16 protein-coding genes are annotated in these 16,614 nt (G+C 67.8%); 4 read left to right on the plus strand and 12 right to left on the minus strand.

Features of this window, described 5'->3' with window-relative positions; translation table 11 throughout:
* The 5 genes from AC3ITW_RS03460 to AC3ITW_RS03480 form a co-directional block, all read right to left on the minus strand.
* On the minus strand, positions 1-1,344 hold the full coding sequence (locus AC3ITW_RS03460) for a peptidylprolyl isomerase (protein WP_004144556.1): 1,344 nt from the start codon (positions 1,342-1,344) through the stop codon (positions 1-3).
* Complete coding sequence (gene lptD, locus AC3ITW_RS03465) at positions 1,341-3,827, minus strand: LPS-assembly protein LptD (RefSeq protein ID WP_489390066.1); 2,487 nt, start codon at positions 3,825-3,827, stop codon at positions 1,341-1,343. Before lptD ends, AC3ITW_RS03460 begins: the two co-directional genes overlap by 4 nt.
* 89 nt (positions 3,828-3,916) lie before the next feature.
* The gene (locus tag AC3ITW_RS03470) at positions 3,917-4,855 is read right to left on the minus strand and encodes a histone deacetylase family protein (RefSeq protein WP_004144562.1); all 939 of its coding nucleotides are present in this window, start codon (positions 4,853-4,855) and stop codon (positions 3,917-3,919) included.
* 9 nt (positions 4,856-4,864) lie between these two features.
* Positions 4,865-5,419, minus strand: a complete 555-nt coding sequence (locus tag AC3ITW_RS03475; RefSeq protein WP_004144563.1) for a cob(I)yrinic acid a,c-diamide adenosyltransferase — start codon at positions 5,417-5,419, stop codon at positions 4,865-4,867.
* 8 nt (positions 5,420-5,427) lie between these two features.
* Positions 5,428-6,012, minus strand: coding sequence for a hypothetical protein (locus AC3ITW_RS03480; protein ID WP_004144564.1), 585 nt, complete (start codon positions 6,010-6,012; stop codon positions 5,428-5,430).
* 107 nt (positions 6,013-6,119) lie between these two features.
* Between AC3ITW_RS03480 and ubiH the strand changes: the two genes are divergently transcribed.
* Both ubiH and AC3ITW_RS03490 read left to right on the plus strand, forming a co-directional pair.
* Positions 6,120-7,328 carry a 2-octaprenyl-6-methoxyphenyl hydroxylase gene (gene ubiH, locus AC3ITW_RS03485; RefSeq protein ID WP_489390067.1) on the plus strand — a complete coding sequence of 403 codons (1,209 nt, stop codon included), beginning with the start codon at positions 6,120-6,122 and terminating at the stop codon, positions 7,326-7,328.
* Positions 7,325-8,506: a UbiH/UbiF family hydroxylase gene (locus AC3ITW_RS03490; protein WP_100434073.1), complete on the plus strand. Its 1,182-nt coding sequence runs from the start codon at positions 7,325-7,327 to the stop codon at positions 8,504-8,506. The genes ubiH and AC3ITW_RS03490 overlap by 4 nt, the downstream gene beginning before the upstream one ends.
* 68 nt (positions 8,507-8,574) lie before the next feature.
* On the opposite strand, the gene AC3ITW_RS03495 is transcribed toward AC3ITW_RS03490, so the two are convergent.
* The 6 genes from AC3ITW_RS03495 to AC3ITW_RS03520 form a co-directional block, all read right to left on the minus strand.
* Positions 8,575-8,970, minus strand: coding sequence for an EF-hand domain-containing protein (locus AC3ITW_RS03495; protein ID WP_012510107.1), 396 nt, complete (start codon positions 8,968-8,970; stop codon positions 8,575-8,577).
* A 49-nt stretch (positions 8,971-9,019) separates the two neighbouring features.
* The gene (gene rlmM, locus AC3ITW_RS03500) at positions 9,020-10,087 is read right to left on the minus strand and encodes a 23S rRNA (cytidine(2498)-2'-O)-methyltransferase RlmM (protein WP_136639917.1); all 1,068 of its coding nucleotides are present in this window, start codon (positions 10,085-10,087) and stop codon (positions 9,020-9,022) included.
* Positions 10,071-10,631: a nucleoside deaminase gene (locus AC3ITW_RS03505; RefSeq protein ID WP_012510109.1), complete on the minus strand. Its 561-nt coding sequence runs from the start codon at positions 10,629-10,631 to the stop codon at positions 10,071-10,073. Before AC3ITW_RS03505 ends, rlmM begins: the two co-directional genes overlap by 17 nt.
* 97 nt (positions 10,632-10,728) lie before the next feature.
* Positions 10,729-11,451 carry a DUF6348 family protein gene (locus tag AC3ITW_RS03510; protein ID WP_489390068.1) on the minus strand — a complete coding sequence of 241 codons (723 nt, stop codon included), beginning with the start codon at positions 11,449-11,451 and terminating at the stop codon, positions 10,729-10,731.
* 48 nt (positions 11,452-11,499) lie between these two features.
* A complete protein-coding gene (locus AC3ITW_RS03515) occupies positions 11,500-12,153 on the minus strand; it encodes a hypothetical protein (RefSeq protein ID WP_065722814.1) in 654 nt (217 codons plus the stop codon).
* A 43-nt stretch (positions 12,154-12,196) separates the two neighbouring features.
* Positions 12,197-13,945, minus strand: coding sequence for a glutamine--tRNA ligase/YqeY domain fusion protein (locus AC3ITW_RS03520; protein ID WP_065722815.1), 1,749 nt, complete (start codon positions 13,943-13,945; stop codon positions 12,197-12,199).
* A gap of 181 nt (positions 13,946-14,126) precedes the next feature.
* On the opposite strand from AC3ITW_RS03520, the gene AC3ITW_RS03525 reads away from it, so the two are divergent.
* Both AC3ITW_RS03525 and msrA read left to right on the plus strand, forming a co-directional pair.
* A complete protein-coding gene (locus tag AC3ITW_RS03525) occupies positions 14,127-14,390 on the plus strand; it encodes a putative signal transducing protein (RefSeq protein ID WP_010481810.1) in 264 nt (87 codons plus the stop codon).
* 30 nt (positions 14,391-14,420) lie between these two features.
* Entirely contained in the window at positions 14,421-15,086 is a 666-nt protein-coding gene (gene msrA, locus AC3ITW_RS03530) for a peptide-methionine (S)-S-oxide reductase MsrA (protein WP_032956996.1), read from the plus strand.
* Between the two features lie 568 nt (positions 15,087-15,654).
* Here msrA and AC3ITW_RS03535 read toward each other — a convergent pair.
* Complete coding sequence (locus AC3ITW_RS03535; protein ID WP_004144803.1) at positions 15,655-16,611, minus strand: transaldolase; 957 nt, start codon at positions 16,609-16,611, stop codon at positions 15,655-15,657.
* Positions 16,612-16,614: the final 3 nt, after the last annotated feature.

Here is a 16,614-nt window from a genome sequence, read left to right on the forward strand (position 1 = left end):
TCAGGACTGCGGCGGGGTCGCGGTGTTTTCCGCGCGGTCACCGCTGCGGAAGCTGACGTAGGCTTCGCCACGCAGTTCCTGCAGGAAGCGGTTGTACTCGTCTTCCAGCTTGCGGCGGCCGATGGTTTCGCGGACCTGGGCACGCTGGTTGTCGTTGGTCACGTCGGTCTGGCGGGTGGCCACGCGCTGCAGGATGTGCCAACCGGCATCGGTGCGGAACGGCTGGCTGACGCCACCGTCCTGGATGCCGGCGACCTGCTGGCCAAAGGCCGGGCCGAATGCGTCAGCCGGGAACCAGCCGAGATCGCCGCCCTGGCCCTTGCTGTTGCTGTCCTCGGAGGACTCCTTGGCCACGGTCTGGAAGTCGGCACCGCCGGCGATACGAGCGCGCAGGGTATCGATCTTGGCCTTGGCGGCGGCGTCGGTCTGGTGGTCGTCCACCCGTACCAGGATGTGGCGGCCGTGATACTCGGTGACGGTGTTCGCGCCGGCTGCGGCACTGGCATCACGTACTTCCACCAGTTTCAGCAGCTGGAAGCCGCTGGGGCCACGGATCGGGCCGACCACTTCACCGGCCTTCATCTTTTCCATCATCTGCGCGAAAGCCTGAGGGATTTCATCCAGGCTGCGCCAGCCCAGGTCGCCGCCTTCCAGCGCGTTCGGGCTGTCCGAATAGCGGACGGCAGCGGCATTGAAGTCCAGCTCGCCCTTGTCCAGCAGCGCCTTCACGCCATCGGCCTTCTTCTGGCCGGTAGCGATCTGGTCGGCGTTGGCACCATCGGGCACGGCGATCAGGATGTGTGCCAGGTGGTACTGGTTGCCAACCGTGGCCTGCTGCTTCAGGGCGGCATCGACTTCGCCCTCGCTGACGCTGATGCGGCTCTGCGCGAAGCTCTGGCGCAGGCGCTGCACGGTGATCTCATCACGCACCGAAGCGCGGAAATCGTTGAAATCGATGCCGTCATGGGCCAGGCGCTGGCGCAGGGCGTCCAGCGTCGAACCATTCTGCTGGGCGATGGCATTCATCGCCTGGTTCAGCTCCTGGTCGCCGACCCGGATGCCGCTGCCCTGGGCACGGGCCACCTGCAGCTTGACCAGCACCAGGCGCTCAAGCACCTGCCGGCTAAGCACGTCTTCCGGTGGCAGCTGGTTTTCACGGCCGACGTACTGCGCCTTGATATTGGCGATCGCACGCTGGAGCTCGCTCTGCAGGATCACGTCCTCATCGACGACGGCGGCGATGCGGTCAAGCGGCTGCGCCTCCTGGGCAAGCACCTGCAGGGGGGCGGACACGCTGGACACCGCCAGCAGCGAGGCGAGAAGAACGGGGAAGCGCTTGGTCATGGGATCAGATTCGGATCGTAGTCATCGCGGGCCGCTCCGGTGTTGCTGGGCGGCACAAGATAGAGGTCGTCGCGGTTGTAGCCGAGGATAGCACGGCGCAGAGTGCGGTCCGTGTCCTGGCCGATGGAGCTCAAGCCCTTGAGTACGAACTCGAGCTGGAAGGCGTTGTTCATCTCACCTTCGCGGTTGCGGACGTAGCGGCGGGCGACCGCACGCACGGCCAGACAGCAGCTGTCCCACTGCACGCCGGCGATGATTTCCAGCGGCTCCTTGTCCTGCAGCGAGTAGTAATAGCGGCCAACCAGGCTCCAGCGCGCATTCAGCGGGTACAGGAAGGACAGGTCGGCCTGCTCCAGCAGGGTCCGGTCATGCTTGTTGGCGCCCGGGGCCGCACCGGCATTGATGCGGTAGCGGTAGCGGTAGCTCAGGTTGACCACGCCGTCGTTCGGCATCAGGTAGCGGGCACGGACGCTGGCCAGATCCTCGCGCTTGTACTTCGGGTCCCACTGGTAGGTGGCGCCCAGTGTCCAGCGGTCGTTGATCATGTAGTTGCCGTCGGCGATCCAGGCCGACTTGCCCTTCTCCACAGGCGCGCCGCCCGGGGTGGTGCTGACCCGCGACTCGTCGAAGTACTGGATCTGGCCGATCGCGGCCGAGAACCGTTCCTTGCCGGTGGTCTGGTCGATGAAGCGGGTTCCCAGCGCCAGGGTCAACTGGTTGGCATCGTTCTGGCGGTCGGCGCCGGTATAGCGCGAGTCGCGGAACAGCTGGCCCCAGCTGAAGGTGAAGTCACGCGTATCGAAGATCGGCAGATCGTCCTGGTTGCGATAGGGCGTGCGCAGGTAGAACAGGCGCGGCTCCAGGGTCTGCAGGAACGACTTGCCGCCGATGCGGGTCTCGCGATCGAAGAACAGGCCGGCGTCGATGCTGCCGATCGGCAGGCTGCGGCTGGGCGAAGTGTTGCCACGCAGCTGCTCGGGCGTGGCGGTGTTCGGGTCGACGCCCTGCGAGCGCAGGACGTTGGCGCGCACCTGGTCTGCCAGGCCGCGATCCAGCTCGTAACCGGTATAGCGGTAGGCCAGGGTCGGGGTGACATACCAGGCCGCGCCACTGATCGGGAACGACACGTAGGGCTTCACGTCCAGGCGCGAACCACCGTACATGCGCTGCACCTGACCCGTGCGGGTGTACTGCAGGTCAGGGCCAGCCTCGGCACCGTACTTGAGGTTGATGTCGTCGTGGGTGAAGCGCACCGCTTCGGTGTAGATGCCGGTTTCCAGCCACGGCAGGACCGGCTTGTCCCAGGTGAAGTACAGGCGCGGCTGCCGGTTGTAGGCCAGAGCGCTCTCGTTGAGGGTGTAGTCGGTCAGCTGCCAACGGTCGGCCATGATGCCCGCCGTCCAGTTCTGGCCGGTACCGTACAGGCCGACCGTGCTCTGCAGGTTGGAGGCGGTCACCCCCACCAGGCGGTTGGCGAAGTCCTCGACATAACGTTCGTCGCTGACCCAGGCCAGGTTGGCGCGGGCCTGCCAGTGGCTGTCCACGTTGTGATAACCGGTGAACATCACCCGGCCGCGATCACGATCGCGCAGCTTGTCGTTGGGCATGAAGGAGGTCAGCACCTCGCCGCGGCCGCCGTTGTAGAGATAGCGGAACTCGTTGTCGAGCAGCAGGCCGCGCCGGCTCATGTAGCGCGGGGTCAGGGTATCGTCGTAGTTCGGCGCCAGGTTGAAATAGATCGGCTGCGCATAATCGAAGCCATTGCGCCCGGACATGCCCAGCTGCGGGAACAGCAGGCCGGTCTTGCGGCGGTCATCGATCGGGAACTTGAAGTAGGGCGCCCACAGCACCGGCACCTTGCCGATGCGCAGCACGGCGTTGCGGGCCGTGCCGAAGCCTTCGTCGTTGTCCACTTCGATCTGGGGCGCCGACAGCTTCCACACCGGCTGCGACGGGTCGCAGGTGGTGTAGGTGGAGCGGTGCATCTGGCCGACCGCGCCCTGCAGGTCGACTGACTCGGCATCGCCGTTGCCCCGGCGCGACACCAGCTGGTACTGGATGTCGGTGATCTTGTGGGTGTCGCTTTCCTGGTTGCCCTCGGCGCGCTTGGCGACCATCCGGATCGACCCGTCCTGGTAGCGGACATTGCCGTCGGCGATGTAGTTGCCGGTCTCGGTATCAAAGCTGAGCTTGTCGGTACCGACGAACTGGTCACCCCGGCGCAGCGCCACGTTGCCCTCGTACTGCGGCACGGTGGTGGTGCCCAGCAGCTGGTCGCCTTCGATGTCGGTCGGCTGCTGTTCGCGCGCGGCGGCGGCAGTGGCCTTGTCCTGGCCGGGGACCGGGGTCGGGGCGTCGGTGAACGCGGGAATGACGTCGGTGGCCGGGCACAGGCCCCAGTTGAGCGGCTTTTCATCGGCCATTGCCGGCAGGCAGATGGCGATGCTCAGAGGCAGGGGAAGCAGGCGGAGGGCTCGGCGCACGCGGTTCGGATTCGGGCGAAAACGGACGGTAGCTTGCCCCATCCCTTGCATAGGGGCAATGAAGGGGGGTCGATCCTGCCGGTTCGGGTTCATCCGGCGCCGTCACCGGTGGCCGCTGACATCAGGGCCTGGACATGGGCCACGCTGCACTCGGCCAGGGCCTGCAGGTCGTAGCCGCCCTCCAGCATCGAGACCACCCGGCCGGCCGCATGGCGGCGTGCCAGCGCGTGCAGTTCACGGGTGATCCAGGCGAAATCGTCGGTCTCCAGCATCAGATCGGCCTGCGGGTCGCGCAGGTGGGCGTCGAAGCCGGCGGAGATCAGCAGGAGTTGCGGACGGAAGTCGTCGATGGCCGGCAGCATCTCGTCGGCCCAGACATTGCGGAAGCGGAAACCGCCACTGCCGGGGGGCAGCAGGATGTTCATGAGGTTGCCGGCACCGCGATCACGACGCAGGCCGGAATTGGGAAACAGCCCGGCCTGATGGGTGCTGTAGTACGAGACCCGGGCGTCGTGCTGGAAGATGTCCTGGGTGCCATTGCCGTGGTGGACGTCGAAGTCGACCACCGCGATACGCTCCAGTCCGTGGCGGTCGCGGGCATAGGCGGCAGCGATGGCGATGTTGTTCAGCAGGCAGAAGCCCATCGCCGTGCTGCTGGTGGCGTGGTGGCCCGGTGGGCGTACCGCGCAGAAGGCCAGCGGGTCCTCGCCCAGCATCACCGCATCGACCGCGGCCACGCCGGCACCGGCGGCGTGCACGGCGGCGCTGGCCGAGCCGGGCGAGGTCCAGGTGTCCATGTCCAGCTGGCGCAGCGGCGCGGTCTGCGGCTGCAGCACGAAGTCGAGCAGGGCGCTGTCGTGGACCCGGGTCAGTTCGCCGAACTTGGCCGGCGGCGCCTCGCGCCAGTCCAGCTGATCAGGGAAGGCGGCGTGCAGTGCGTCGAGTACGTACTGCAGGCGCTGCGGGCACTCCGGATGGCCGGGGCCGGGGTCATGCAGCAGGCAGGACGGATGGGAGTAGACCAGCATCGTGCCGACTCAGCGCTGGCGCTGCTGTGGCTGCCACAGCGCTTCGCCGTGGCCATCGGCACGGGCCAGCACCCGGGCCAGCACGAACAGCAGGTCCGACAACCGGTTGAGGTACTGCAGCGCCTCGCTGCGCACAGCCTCGTGGCGGGCCAGGGTGACCGTCTCGCGCTCGGCGCGGCGGACGATGGTGCGCGCCAGATGGCAGCGTGCAGCGGCCTCGCCGCCGGCCGGCAGGATGAACTCCTTCAGCATTGGCAGGCCTGCGTTGTAGTGGTCCAGCTGCTGCTCCAGCGCGGAGACATCGGCGGCGTGGATCGCGGCGTGGCCGGGGATGCACAGCTCGGCGCCGAGGTCGAACAGCTGGTGCTGCAGATGCACGACCAGCGCGCGCACGTCCTCGGGCAACGGGGCCGCCAGCAGCAGGCCGAGTGCGGCATTGGCCTCGTCGACGGTGCCGTAGGAGGCGACCCGGGCGTCATCCTTGGCCACGCGCTGGCCGTCACCGAGGCCGGTGCTGCCGTCGTCGCCGGTGCGGGTGTAGATGCGCGAGAGGCGATGACCCATGGTGCGGCTCAGTGGCGGATGTCGCGGCGGGCCTGCTGCAGCTTCAGCACCTGCTCCACGGCCAGCTGCAGGGCGGCGGCCAGCGCCACGTAGATCGCCGTGGTGCGCAGGTACGGCCCGAACCACTGCGCGTAGTTCTGTGCCCAGCCGGCCAGGGTCGGCTCGGCCACGTTGCGGCTGCTCCAGTAGAAGCCGCCCTGTGCCAGCAGATGGCAGACCGCCACCGAGGCAACCAGCAGCAGCGCGCCCTTGGCCAGCACCGACCAGCGCGCGCTCTGGTAGTTGCGGCCCAGCAGCATGCCGCCAGCCCACAGCGAGAAGTACGCCGGCAGCAGCAGCCAGTAGCCCGGCGACACGCAGTAGTGCTGCCAGAAATCCAGGCCACTGCTGCGGATCACGATCCAGTCCACCAGCACCGCGAACACCATCAGCAGCGGGAACGCCCAGCGCGTCCAGCGCGCCAGGTAGAAGCCGCCGATGAAGAACACGGCCCAGGAGGCATCGGGGATCGCCGCGAAGTGGTTGACGCGGGTCGCCGCCAGCAGCAGTACGAGTACTGACAGGACGAAGGCGCGGTTGGCGGTGTCGGACATGGCGGCGGGCCCGGAGCGGATTCAGGTTTCATTCTAGCCCGCCGCGCGGGTTGGCGCAGGTGGGATGCATTGGGCTTGCAGTGGGGGCGAGCGCGTATCATGAGCCCATGAGTGAACGACATGACGTGCTGATCGTCGGTGGTGGCCTGGTCGGTGCCAGCCTGGCCATTGCCCTGGACCGCCTGGGCCGCGACGTGGGCCTGCTCGAGGCCAGTCCGGCCGGAGAGCTGCCGGCGGTGTTCGACCAGCGCAATCTCAGTTTCGCCGCTGCCACCGTCAATGCGCTGACCGCGCTGGGGGTGATGCAGAAGCTGGCGATGGTACCGGGCCCGATCCGGCGCATCCATGTCAGTCGTGCCGGCGATTTCGGCCGTGTGCAGCTCGAAGCGGCCGATTACGACCGGCCGTGGTTCGGCCAGGTGGTGGTCGCGCGTGATTTCGGCCAGGCGCTGGAATCGCGTCTGCAGGAGCTGCCACGACTGCGTCGCTACCGGCCGATGCGGTTCCTGGGGCTGGGCGAGGTGGTCGATGACTACCGCCAGGTGCGGGTGGCCGATGAGGCCGGCGAACGCGTGCTGCTGGCACGGCTGGTGGTCGGTGCCGATGGCACCAGCAGCGGCGTGCGTGGCGCGCTGGGCATCGAGGCTGACCGCCACGATTTCCAGCAGACCCTGTTCGTGGCCCGCGTGCGCAGCCAGCGCGCGCCGGATGGCACCGCCTGGGAGCGCTTCACCGATACCGGCCCGACTGCCCTGCTGCCGCGTGGCGATCGCCACTTCGGCACCGTGCACGGTGTCGCGCGCGACCAGGCCGATGCGGTGATGGCGTTGGACGATGCGGCCTGGCTGCAACGCCTGCAGAGCGCGATCGGCTGGCGTGCCGGCCGCCTGCTTGAATCCGGCCCGCGTAGTGCCTACCCGCTCATCCAGGTGCTGGCGCGCGCGCTGGCCGGTGAGCGCACGGTGCTGCTCGGCAATGCCGCGCAGACCATCCATCCGCTGGGCGCGCAGGGCTTCAACCTGGGCCTGCGCGATGCGCTGACCCTGGCCGAACTGCTGGAGGATGCGCATGAGGATGCCGGCAGTGATGCATTGCTGCAGGCCTATGTCGCGCGCCGCGAGGAAGATCGCCGGCAGACGGTGGCGTTCTCCGGTGGCCTGGCGCGCCTGACCAGCAACCCGGCGCCGCTGATGCGGCCGCTGCGCAGCCTTGGCCTGGTCGCCGCACAACGCGCGTCGGTGCAGTCGATGCTGGTCGGTGGCGCGATGGGCTTCCGTGGTGAAGTGCCGCGCCTGTGCCGCGGAGAAGCCGCATGAGCCGGCGCACGCGTCTTGATGTAGCCATCGTTGGTGGTGGCGTCGTCGGTGCCGCGTGTGCGCTGGCGCTGGCCGATGCCGGCCTGTCGGTTGCGCTGGTGGAAGGCCGCGAACCAGCACCGTGGCAGGCCGCACAGCCGGACCTGCGCGTGTTCGCCTTCGCCGCTGATAACGTACAACTGTTGAACCGCCTGGGCGTGTGGCCGGCGATCGCGCAGGCCCGCGCCTGCCCTTACCGGCGCATGCAGGTGTGGGATGCGGCCGGTGGCGAGGATCTGCTGTTCGACGCCGACCGCTTCGGTCGTCGCGAGCTGGGCTACATCGTCGAGAATGGCTTGTTGCAGGATCGCCTGTGGGCGGCACTGCCAGCGGCGGGCGTGCAGCTGCACTGCCCGGCACGGGTGGAAGCGCTGGAACAGGATGATGACGGTGTTCGCCTGCGCCTGGACGACGGTCGTCGCCTGGAAGCGGCGCTGGCAGTGGCGGCCGATGGCGCCGAGTCGACCCTGCGCCAGCTGGCCGGGATCGAGGTTGAGAAGCATGACTACCACCAGCGTGGCGTGGTGGCCTATGTGGACAGCGATCTTCCCAACCAGGCCACCGCATGGCAACGCTTCCTGCCGACCGGGCCGCTGGCGCTGCTGCCGGTGGCCGAGCGCCGCAGTTCGATCGTCTGGACCCTGCCCGAGGATGAAGCGGCTCGCGTGCTGGCCTTGGACGAGGACGCCTTCAACCGCGAACTGACGCGTGCGTTCGCCGCGCGCCTGGGCGAACTGCGGCTGGCATCACCGCGTGCGGCGTTCCCGCTGCGTCGGCAGCTGGCCCGTCACTACGTGGCCGGCCGCGTGCTGGCGTTGGGCGATGCCGCGCACGTAGTGCATCCACTGGCCGGGCAGGGCGTGAACCTGGGGCTGCGCGATGTCGCCGCCCTGCAGCAGTGGCTGGCGCCGTCGGCCGAACGCCGCGGCCAGCCGCGGCTGTCGCCGCAGCGCCTGCAGCGCTGGGCACGCGAACGGCGCAGCGACAACCACATCGCCGCTTACAGCTTCGATGCGATCAACCGCCTGTTCTCCAACGACGAGATGCATCTGACCCTGGCCCGCGGCCGCGCGCTGGGCTGCGTCGGCAAGTGGCCGCCGCTGGTGCAGGCATTCTGGAAGCGCGCCGCCGGGGTCTGATGCAAAAAGGGGACGGAGGGGATTAAGTCGTATGTGCACATACGACTTAATCCCCTCCGTCCCCTTTTTCAATCAACCAGCCAACCGGCCAGGTCGGCACGATCCAGCTTGCCGCGGCGCTTCACGTCCAGCGCATTGAATTCATCGGCCAACGCCGGATTCGCCTGCGCTTCCTCGCGGCTGATGAAGCCATCACCGTTCACATCCAGCGCAGCGAAGTGGATGCGGTACTGGCCGACCACGCTGCTCGGTTCCAGCGAACGCACGGTCACCTGTGCCTCGCCGGCCGGCCGTGCAATCTCGACGCTGCCGCTGACCCGGCCGGCATCCAGCGGCTGCTGGCGGATCGCGCCGCCGGTCGGGCCCAACGGCTGGCTCTGCGCCGGCATGGGTGGCAACTGCTGTGCAATGGCCGGTGCGGCTGCCAGTACGGTGATCAGCAAGGCGAGCGGGTGGTATCGCATGGTTCCCTTCCTCGGTAGCGCCGGGCCATGCCCGGCGGGCGCGATGGCCTCAGCGCAGCGGCGAGGCCAGCACCGTGATCTCTTCACGGTCGTGATACAGCTGCTTGGCACGTACCACCAGCGGCTTGCCGGCCTGCTCCTGGAACAGGTCCAGGCACAAGCGGGTTTCGTCCCAGCGCTTCTTCATCGGCAGCTTCAGGTTGAAGATCGCGTGCCTGCACCAGCCTTCGCGGAACCAGGTGGCCATGCGTTCGGCCACGCGCCGCGGCTGCTCGACCATGTCGCAGACCATCCAGTCCAGCGGCTGTTCCGGGTGCCAGTGGAAGCCGTCGGCGCGCAGGTGCTCGACCAGGCCGGTGTCCAGCACGTGCTGGCGCAGCGGGCCGTTGTCGATGCTCAGCACGTGCATGTGCTGGCGGGTCAGCACCCAGGTCCAGCCGCCCGGTGCGGCGCCCAGGTCAGCCGCGCGCATGCCGGGCTTGGCCAGTGCCTCGCGTTCTTCCGGGGTCAGCAGGGTCAGCAGCGCTTCGTCCAGCTTCAGCGCCGAACGCGACGGCGCTTCCGGCAGCAGCTTCAGGCGCGGGATGCCCAGTGCCCACGGTGCGCTGTCGGCCGGGTCGGCCACGCAGACGAAGGCGTGGGTGCCGTCGACAAACACCACGTGCAGGCGCGGCAGGCGATTGTTTGGCTTGTCAGTGAGCTTGCCGGCCTTGCGCAGCGCCGGGCGCAGCGCATTGCCGAAGGCACGGGCCAGCCCGGACAGTGGCTTGCCGGCGTCCGAATCGGGATGCTCCACCCACAGGTCGCCGAAGCGCGGCGCATCGGCCAGCACCTCCAGCATCGGGGTGATGCGGTCAGCCGGGTCCAGCTGCGGCAGCTCGGCCAGCACCACCAGCTTCTGCCGCGCGAAGATCAGTTCGCGCCAGCGCAGCCGTGGTGCCAGCGCGGCGGCTTCGTCGCACATGAACAACACGTAGCCGTCATTGCGCTGGGTGCGCGCATAGCCGGCGAAACCGGCTTCACCGGCGCGGAACTGCAGCTCGCCGGCCAGCTCGGGCTCGAAGCCCTGCCGGCACAGGCACAGCAGGCCGATGCCGGTTTCAGTAACGGGCGCCATCGCTTTCCCCATAGGCACGCAGCACACTGCGTGCGGCGTCGCGGTTCAGGCCCTGCACCACTTCGATGCCGCGCTTGTTGAGTTCACCCACCCAGTCGGCCGGCAGCGGGCCTTCATCGAACGGGGTCAGCTCTTCGACGTCGGCCGAGTTGGCACCGATCAGCAGGCGGTCGATGCCGGCCCACACGGTGGCGCCGTAGCACTGGCAGCACGGCTGCGAACTGGTGGCCAGGGTGACCGGTGACAGTACCGCGTTCAGACGCGGCGTCTGCAGGCGCTGCTGGGCCAGCATGTAGGCCATGTTCTCGGCATGCGCCAGCGAGGTCGAGTGCGGCATGACCCGGTTCACGCCGGCGGCGATGACCTTGTCTTCAGGGCCGAACACCACCGCGCCGAACGGGCCGCCACTGGCGTGCTCGACGTTCAACCGCGACAGCTCGATCGCCAGCGCGACCTTGGCCTCATCGCCCGGATATCGACGATCCAGGTCGATCTGGTCGTGAATCCAGGCGGGAAGGGTCAGGTGGACTTGCGCGTACAGCATCGCGGGGGTGCCTCTTAGGGAATGGAAGAAGGTGCGGTTGCTTTGGAAACCGGCGCGCAGTGTAGCTGCACCGGCCTGTATCGGGTGTGGCGGCGGGTCAGCCCGGCGAACCGGTGCGGATCACCACGTACTGCTTGCGGAACTCCAGCCCGGCCTGCGGCCAGCTGGCGGCGTAGGCGCGCAGCAGGGGCAGGGCGGCGGTAAAGTCGTGGCCGTTGACCCGGCAATCGGCCTCGCACAGGCCGTCGGCATCGCGCGAGGCGAACAGGCGGATGGCGAGGAATTGGCGGGCTTTCAGCAGCTCATCGAAGGCCTCCATGCTGCGGGTGAACAGGCAGCATGGGCAGGAGCCGTGGTCGTCCTCGCTGCAGGTGGATGCATCCACCTCCTGCGCGCGGTAGTGCGCCAGCGGCCCCAGCACTACGGTGCGCTGGTGTTCCTCGCCGTCATCGCCGGCCGGATAGGTCAGGCCCATCATCGGCAGGCCCTGCGCGTCTTCGGCGCCGATCGCGGTCTGCAGCGTGGCCAGGTCCACCCGCACCCAGGTCTGGAAACCAGACAGCAGCGATGCCTGCTCATCGGCACCGTTGGCGTGCTGGTACTCGAACAGGCCATCGGCGAACAGCACCGGATGCTGGCTCTCGATGACGGTGGAGGTCTGCCAGCCGCCGTTGTCGCGCTCCTGCGCGGCCATCGCATGCGGGGTCAGGCGCAGGCCGCTGTCCAGCAGCAGCGCGCCACCGTTGGCGCGGCTGGCGATATCGGCGCCTTGCAGGACCTGCTGCAGCAGCGGGAGGAGGGCGGTAGAGGTCGTGGTCATGTCAGGCCTGTGGGTGGATGGGGGGGAACATCCAGGCAGGGCCTGGAACTAGCGCTCGAGCGCTTCGAGTTCGGCGCGGTATCGCTGCGCGTCGGGCTGCTGCTGCGGATCGTTGCCGTGGTCGCGCAGCCAGGTTTCCAGCTCGCGGCGATAGTCCGCGCGGAAATCGGCATTGCCCGGGCTGAAATGCAGCTTGCGTGCCGCCACCTCCACGCGCTCGCGCGCGCTGGCCCGGGCCTGGGCGATGCCGTGCGGTGATTCGTTGGTGAGGATGACGAAGTTGCGCGGGAAGCCCGGCGTGTACTTCACTACGAACGGCTGGTCGCGTGCAGGGATGCGGATGGCGTTTTCCAGCGGCCACAGCGAAGCGGTATTGGTGTGGAACACCACCTCCACGTCGCGGCCCTCGGCGGTGCGAAGCACCGCTTCGTAGCGCCAGATGTACTGCTCGTTGAGCGTGGAGTTGGTTTCCTCGGCCTTGACGATCACCGCTTCACCACGCTCGCCCACCACGTTGAGGAAGGCGGCGTTGAGGAAGTGGCCGAGGAACATGTTGAGCATCGCCAGCGGGAACACCACGATGGCGTAGCCCGGAAAGCGCCGCCACCACGAGACCAGCCCGGCCAGCACCATCGCTGCAAAGAACGTCAGCAGCGGATGCTGCGAGATGAACCAGAGCAGGACGGAGAGGGCGGTGATCATCGTCGGATTCGTGCGGGCGCCTTCCCGGCGCCCGCGCAGGTCCTCAGGCCGACCAGGTGTCGCGCAGGGTCACGCTGCGGTTGAACACCGGCTTGGCTTCGGTGTGGTCGCGGCGGTCGGCCACGAAGTAGCCGGTGCGTTCGAACTGGAACGACTGCTCCGGCGCAGCGCTGGCCGCGGCCGGCTCGACATAGCCGGTAACAGTGCGGCGCGATTCCGGGTTGAGGTAATCGCGGTAGGTCTTGCCTTCCGACTCGTCGTCCGGGTTCGGCACCGAGAACAGGCGGTCGTACAGGCGGATCTCGGCCGGCACACCATGCACAGCGCTGACCCAGTGGATGGTGCCCTTGACCTTGCGGTTGGCGCCTTCCATGCCCGGACGCGATTCCGGATCCAGCCAGCCGCGCAGCTCGGTGATGGTGCCGTCGGCATCCTTGATCACTTCGTCGCAGCGGATGATGCCGGCGCCGCGCAGGCGCACTTCGCCACCCGGGACCAGGCGCTTCCAGCCCTTCGGCGGTACTTCGGCGAAGTCCTCGCGGTCGATCCACACTTCGCGTGCGAACGGCACTTCGCGGCTGCCGAAGCTCTCGTCCTTCGGGTGGTTGCTGAAGGTGAGCTGCTCTTCGTGGCCTTCCGGCAGGTTGGTCAGCACCAGCTTGACCGGATCGACCACCGCCATGCGGCGCGGCGCGGCGCTGTCCAGGTCTTCGCGCAGTGCGCCTTCCAGCACGCTGAAGTCGATCAGCGAATTCTGCTTGCTGATGCCCACGCGCTCGGCGAACAGGCGCATCGCCGCCGGGGTATAGCCACGGCGGCGCAGGCCCTGCAGGGTCGGCATGCGCGGGTCTTCCCAGCCGTCCACCAGCTGTTCGGTGACCAGCGCCATCAGCTTGCGCTTGCTCATCACCGTGTAATTGATGTTCAGGCGCGAGAACTCGATCTGGCGCGGCTTGGCCGCTTCGCGCGGCAGGCCGGCATCGACCAGCGGCTGGGTCAGCGCGTCGTCATGGGCGAAATCGACGTTGTCCACGCACCAGTCGTACAGCGGGCGGTGGTCTTCGAATTCCAGCGTGCACAGCGAGTGGGTGATGCCCTCGATCGAATCACCCAGTGCATGGGCGAAGTCGTACATCGGGTAGATCGGCCACGCGTTGCCGGTGTTCTGGTGTTCGACGTGCTTGATGCGGTACAGCGCCGGATCGCGCAGGTTGATGTTGCCGCTGGCCATGTCGATCTTGGCGCGCACGGTGCGCGCGCCATCGGGGAACTCACCGGCACGCATGCGGCGGAACAGGTCAAGGTTTTCCTCGACGCTGCGGTCGCGCCATGGCGACGGACGGCCCGGCTCGGTCAGGGTGCCGCGGTAGGCGCGCACTTCCTCGGCCGACAGGTCGCAGACATAGGCCTTGCCCTGTTCGATCAGCTTCTCGGCGGCCAGGTAGTAGGTCTGGAAATAGTCCGAGGCGTGGCGCAGCTCGTTCCACTCGAAGCCCAGCCAGCGCACGTCATCCTGGATCGCGGCCACGTATTCCGGATCTTCCTTGGCCGGGTTGGTGTCGTCGAAGCGCAGGTTGCAGACGCCGCTGAACTCGCCGGCGATGCCGAAGTTCAGGCAGATCGACTTGGCATGGCCGATGTGCAGGTAGCCGTTCGGTTCTGGCGGGAAGCGGGTCTTGATCGCCTGGTGCTTTCCGCTGGCCAGGTCCTCGCGCACGATCTGGCGGATGAAATCGCGCTTTTCGTGGCTGTCGGCGGGGGTCTCGGGGCTGGCGGGGGTGTGCTCGGACATGAGTCGGCGAAGAGAAAGGCAGAAAGACCAACAGTTTAGCGCGTAAGGGGCGGGGCTGCCCGGTCCGGGTCGGTAGCGCCGGGCCATGCCCGGCGAGCGCAGCGGTAATCCGCCGGGCATGGCCCGGCGCTACCGGGATGGGGCAGGCGTATGCTGGAGCTCTGCCCCGAGGAGCCGCCGCATGCACATCGTGTACAAGGCCGACAATCTGTTCGACGCCCACCTGGTCAAGCACGCGCTGGAGGATGCTGGCATCCCGGCCTTCGTGTTCGGGGAGTCGTTGCTGGGCGGCATGGGCGAGCTGCCGCTGTTCGGCGTGCTGCGGGTGGGCATCCCCGATGCGGCGCGGCCGCAGGCCGAGGACATCGTGGCCGCGCTGGACTTGGGCCACGCGCCGGACGCCCCCATTTCAGATGCAGACGACATAGCCGGCCTTCCGGCGTAGGAGCGCATCATGTTGGGAATTGGCCAGGGCATCCTCGGCATCGGCGCCTTCAAACAGCGCCTGCCGCGCCCGGAAGAAGCACTGCCGGGCCGCGAGCAGCCGTTGCCGCTGCACAGCAACCAGCACTTCGTGAACAGCCATCCGCTGAAAGACCGTTTCGCCGGCCTGCAGCAGATCCGCTTCGCGCTGGGCTGCTTCTGGGGCGCCGAGCGCAAGTTCTGGACCGAACCGGGCGTGTACAGCACCTCCGTGGGCTATGCCGGTGGCATCACCCCGAACCCGACCTACGAAGAGGTCTGCTCGGGCCTGACCGGCCACACCGAAGTGGTGCAGGTGGTGTTCGATCCGGCCGTGGTGAGCCTGGAGCGGCTACTGCAATTGTTCTGGGAAAGCCACGACCCGACCCAGGGCATGCGCCAGGGCAACGACACCGGCACCCAGTACCGTTCGGCGATCCACGCCACCGACGAGGCACAGTACGCCGCTGCTCTGGCCAGCCGCGAGGCCTACCAGGCCCAGCTGGATGCGGCGGGCTACGGCCCGATCACCACCGAGATCGTGTACCCGGCGCCGGCGTACTACTACGCCGAGGACTATCACCAGCAGTACCTGGCGAAGAACCCGAACGGCTACTGCGGCATCGGCGGCACCGGTGTGAGCTGCCCGATCGGGTTGGATGTGGAGGCGCCGCGCTGACGCGCGGTGGTCCGCCTGCGGCGGGCAGAATCTACGGCAGAAGCCAAAGCCAAAGCGGCTCTGCGTTTCTGCGGGTTGGGCGGGGCGGTGTGGGTTGGCAGGACACGCCGTAAACCCGTCCCTGGGGGCTCGATGGCGCCATCCATGGCGCCAACGGTCCTGCCAACCCACACCGCCCCACCCCCGACAGTTTCCCGGTGACGGTGGGCAAGAGCATGGGTTACTGACGAACTGAAAGAAAAGAAAAAGGACGCGGCCTTCGCCGCGTCCTTTTTGTTTGATCGTGCACTGCCTTCTGTAGAGCGGAGCCATGCTCCGCTCCGAGCAAGCGAAGCGCGCGACCCGCTTTGCTCTTCTTTCTTTCATCCGTGGCGGGCGGCCGCAGGAAACTGTCGAAGGCAGGGTGGGTAGGCCGTGCAGGGGCGTGAGCCGCATGGATGCGGCGACCGAGCTTACATGGACGTACTTGCAGCGTCCCCTGCACGGCCTACCCGCCCTGCCAACCGCATGACCCGCTCTTCGCGACCAAGCCCCCCGCCACGAGGGGCTCAGCCGTTGGCCGAAATCCTCACAGTTCCGAACGAATGCGCTCGCGCAGCGCTTCCAGATCCTTGGCAAATGCATCGATACCGGTTGCCAGCTTCTCGGTCGCCATCGGATCGGCCGCCAGATCCGCCGCGAACTTCGCCGCGTCGATCGGGGTCACGGCCACGCCGTCGGCCGCACCGGCCACCAGCTTGCGCGGCAGCTCGCCGTGGTCGGCGTCCAGCTTCTCCAGCAGGTCCGGCGAAATCGTCAGGCGGTCGCAGCCGGCCAGCGCTTCGATCTGCGCGGTCGAACGGAACGAGGCGCCCATCACCACCGTCGGCGAACCGCGGCGCTTGAATTCGGCGTACACGCCGCGCACGAACACGACGCCGGGGTCTTCATCGATGCTGGCCGGGGTCTGGCCGTTGGCAACGTACCAGTCCAGGATGCGGCCGACGAACGGCGAGATCAGGAACGCGCCGGCTTCGCTGCAGGCCAGGGCCTGGGTCGGGTTGAAGATCAGGGTCAGGTTGCAGTCGATGCCCTCGGCCTGCAGGATGCGCGCGGCTTCCACGCCTTCCCAGGTCGCGGCGATCTTGATCAGGATCTTCTCGCGCGGCACGCCGGCATCGGCGTACATCTGGATGAACTGGCGGGCCTTGGCCACGGTGGCAGCGGTGTCGTGGGCCTGGTCGGCGTCCACTTCGGTGGACACGCGGCCCGGCACCAGCGTGCTCAGCAGCGCGCCGACGCCGATGGTCAGGCGGTCGGCCACGGCGTGCACCACGGCTTCGCGGTCGCCCGTCTGCTGGCGGCCCCAGGCCAGTTCGCGTTCGATCAGCTCGGCGTACACCGGCAGGTCCAGCGCCTTCTTCACCAGGGTCGGGTTGGTGGTGCAGTCCACCGGCTGCAGGCGCTTGATTGCCTCGTAGTCACCGGTATCGGCAACGACCACGGACAGTTCGCGCAGCTGGGACAGTTTGGACGGGGTACTCATTAC

This window comes from Stenotrophomonas sp. KH_052, assembly GCF_057838755.1.

What these genes read in the sequence shown, in the direction of transcription:
- AC3ITW_RS03475 (WP_004144563.1), bottom strand. Translation starts at nt 5,419, where the DNA reads ATGGGTCATCGCCTCTCGCGCATCTACACCCGCACCGGCGACGACGGC.
- AC3ITW_RS03525 (WP_010481810.1), top strand. Translation starts at nt 14,127, where the DNA reads ATGCACATCGTGTACAAGGCCGACAATCTGTTCGACGCCCACCTGGTC.
- AC3ITW_RS03505 (WP_012510109.1), bottom strand. Translation starts at nt 10,631, where the DNA reads ATGCTGTACGCGCAAGTCCACCTGACCCTTCCCGCCTGGATTCACGAC.
- AC3ITW_RS03520 (WP_065722815.1), bottom strand. Translation starts at nt 13,945, where the DNA reads ATGTCCGAGCACACCCCCGCCAGCCCCGAGACCCCCGCCGACAGCCAC.
- AC3ITW_RS03535 (WP_004144803.1), bottom strand. Translation starts at nt 16,611, where the DNA reads ATGAGTACCCCGTCCAAACTGTCCCAGCTGCGCGAACTGTCCGTGGTC.
- rlmM (WP_136639917.1), bottom strand. Translation starts at nt 10,087, where the DNA reads ATGGCGCCCGTTACTGAAACCGGCATCGGCCTGCTGTGCCTGTGCCGG.
- AC3ITW_RS03515 (WP_065722814.1), bottom strand. Translation starts at nt 12,153, where the DNA reads ATGATCACCGCCCTCTCCGTCCTGCTCTGGTTCATCTCGCAGCATCCG.
- ubiH (WP_489390067.1), top strand. Translation starts at nt 6,120, where the DNA reads ATGAGTGAACGACATGACGTGCTGATCGTCGGTGGTGGCCTGGTCGGT.
- AC3ITW_RS03490 (WP_100434073.1), top strand. Translation starts at nt 7,325, where the DNA reads ATGAGCCGGCGCACGCGTCTTGATGTAGCCATCGTTGGTGGTGGCGTC.
- AC3ITW_RS03495 (WP_012510107.1), bottom strand. Translation starts at nt 8,970, where the DNA reads ATGCGATACCACCCGCTCGCCTTGCTGATCACCGTACTGGCAGCCGCA.
- AC3ITW_RS03480 (WP_004144564.1), bottom strand. Translation starts at nt 6,012, where the DNA reads ATGTCCGACACCGCCAACCGCGCCTTCGTCCTGTCAGTACTCGTACTG.
- AC3ITW_RS03460 (WP_004144556.1), bottom strand. Translation starts at nt 1,344, where the DNA reads ATGACCAAGCGCTTCCCCGTTCTTCTCGCCTCGCTGCTGGCGGTGTCC.
- AC3ITW_RS03470 (WP_004144562.1), bottom strand. Translation starts at nt 4,855, where the DNA reads ATGCTGGTCTACTCCCATCCGTCCTGCCTGCTGCATGACCCCGGCCCC.
- AC3ITW_RS03510 (WP_489390068.1), bottom strand. Translation starts at nt 11,451, where the DNA reads ATGACCACGACCTCTACCGCCCTCCTCCCGCTGCTGCAGCAGGTCCTG.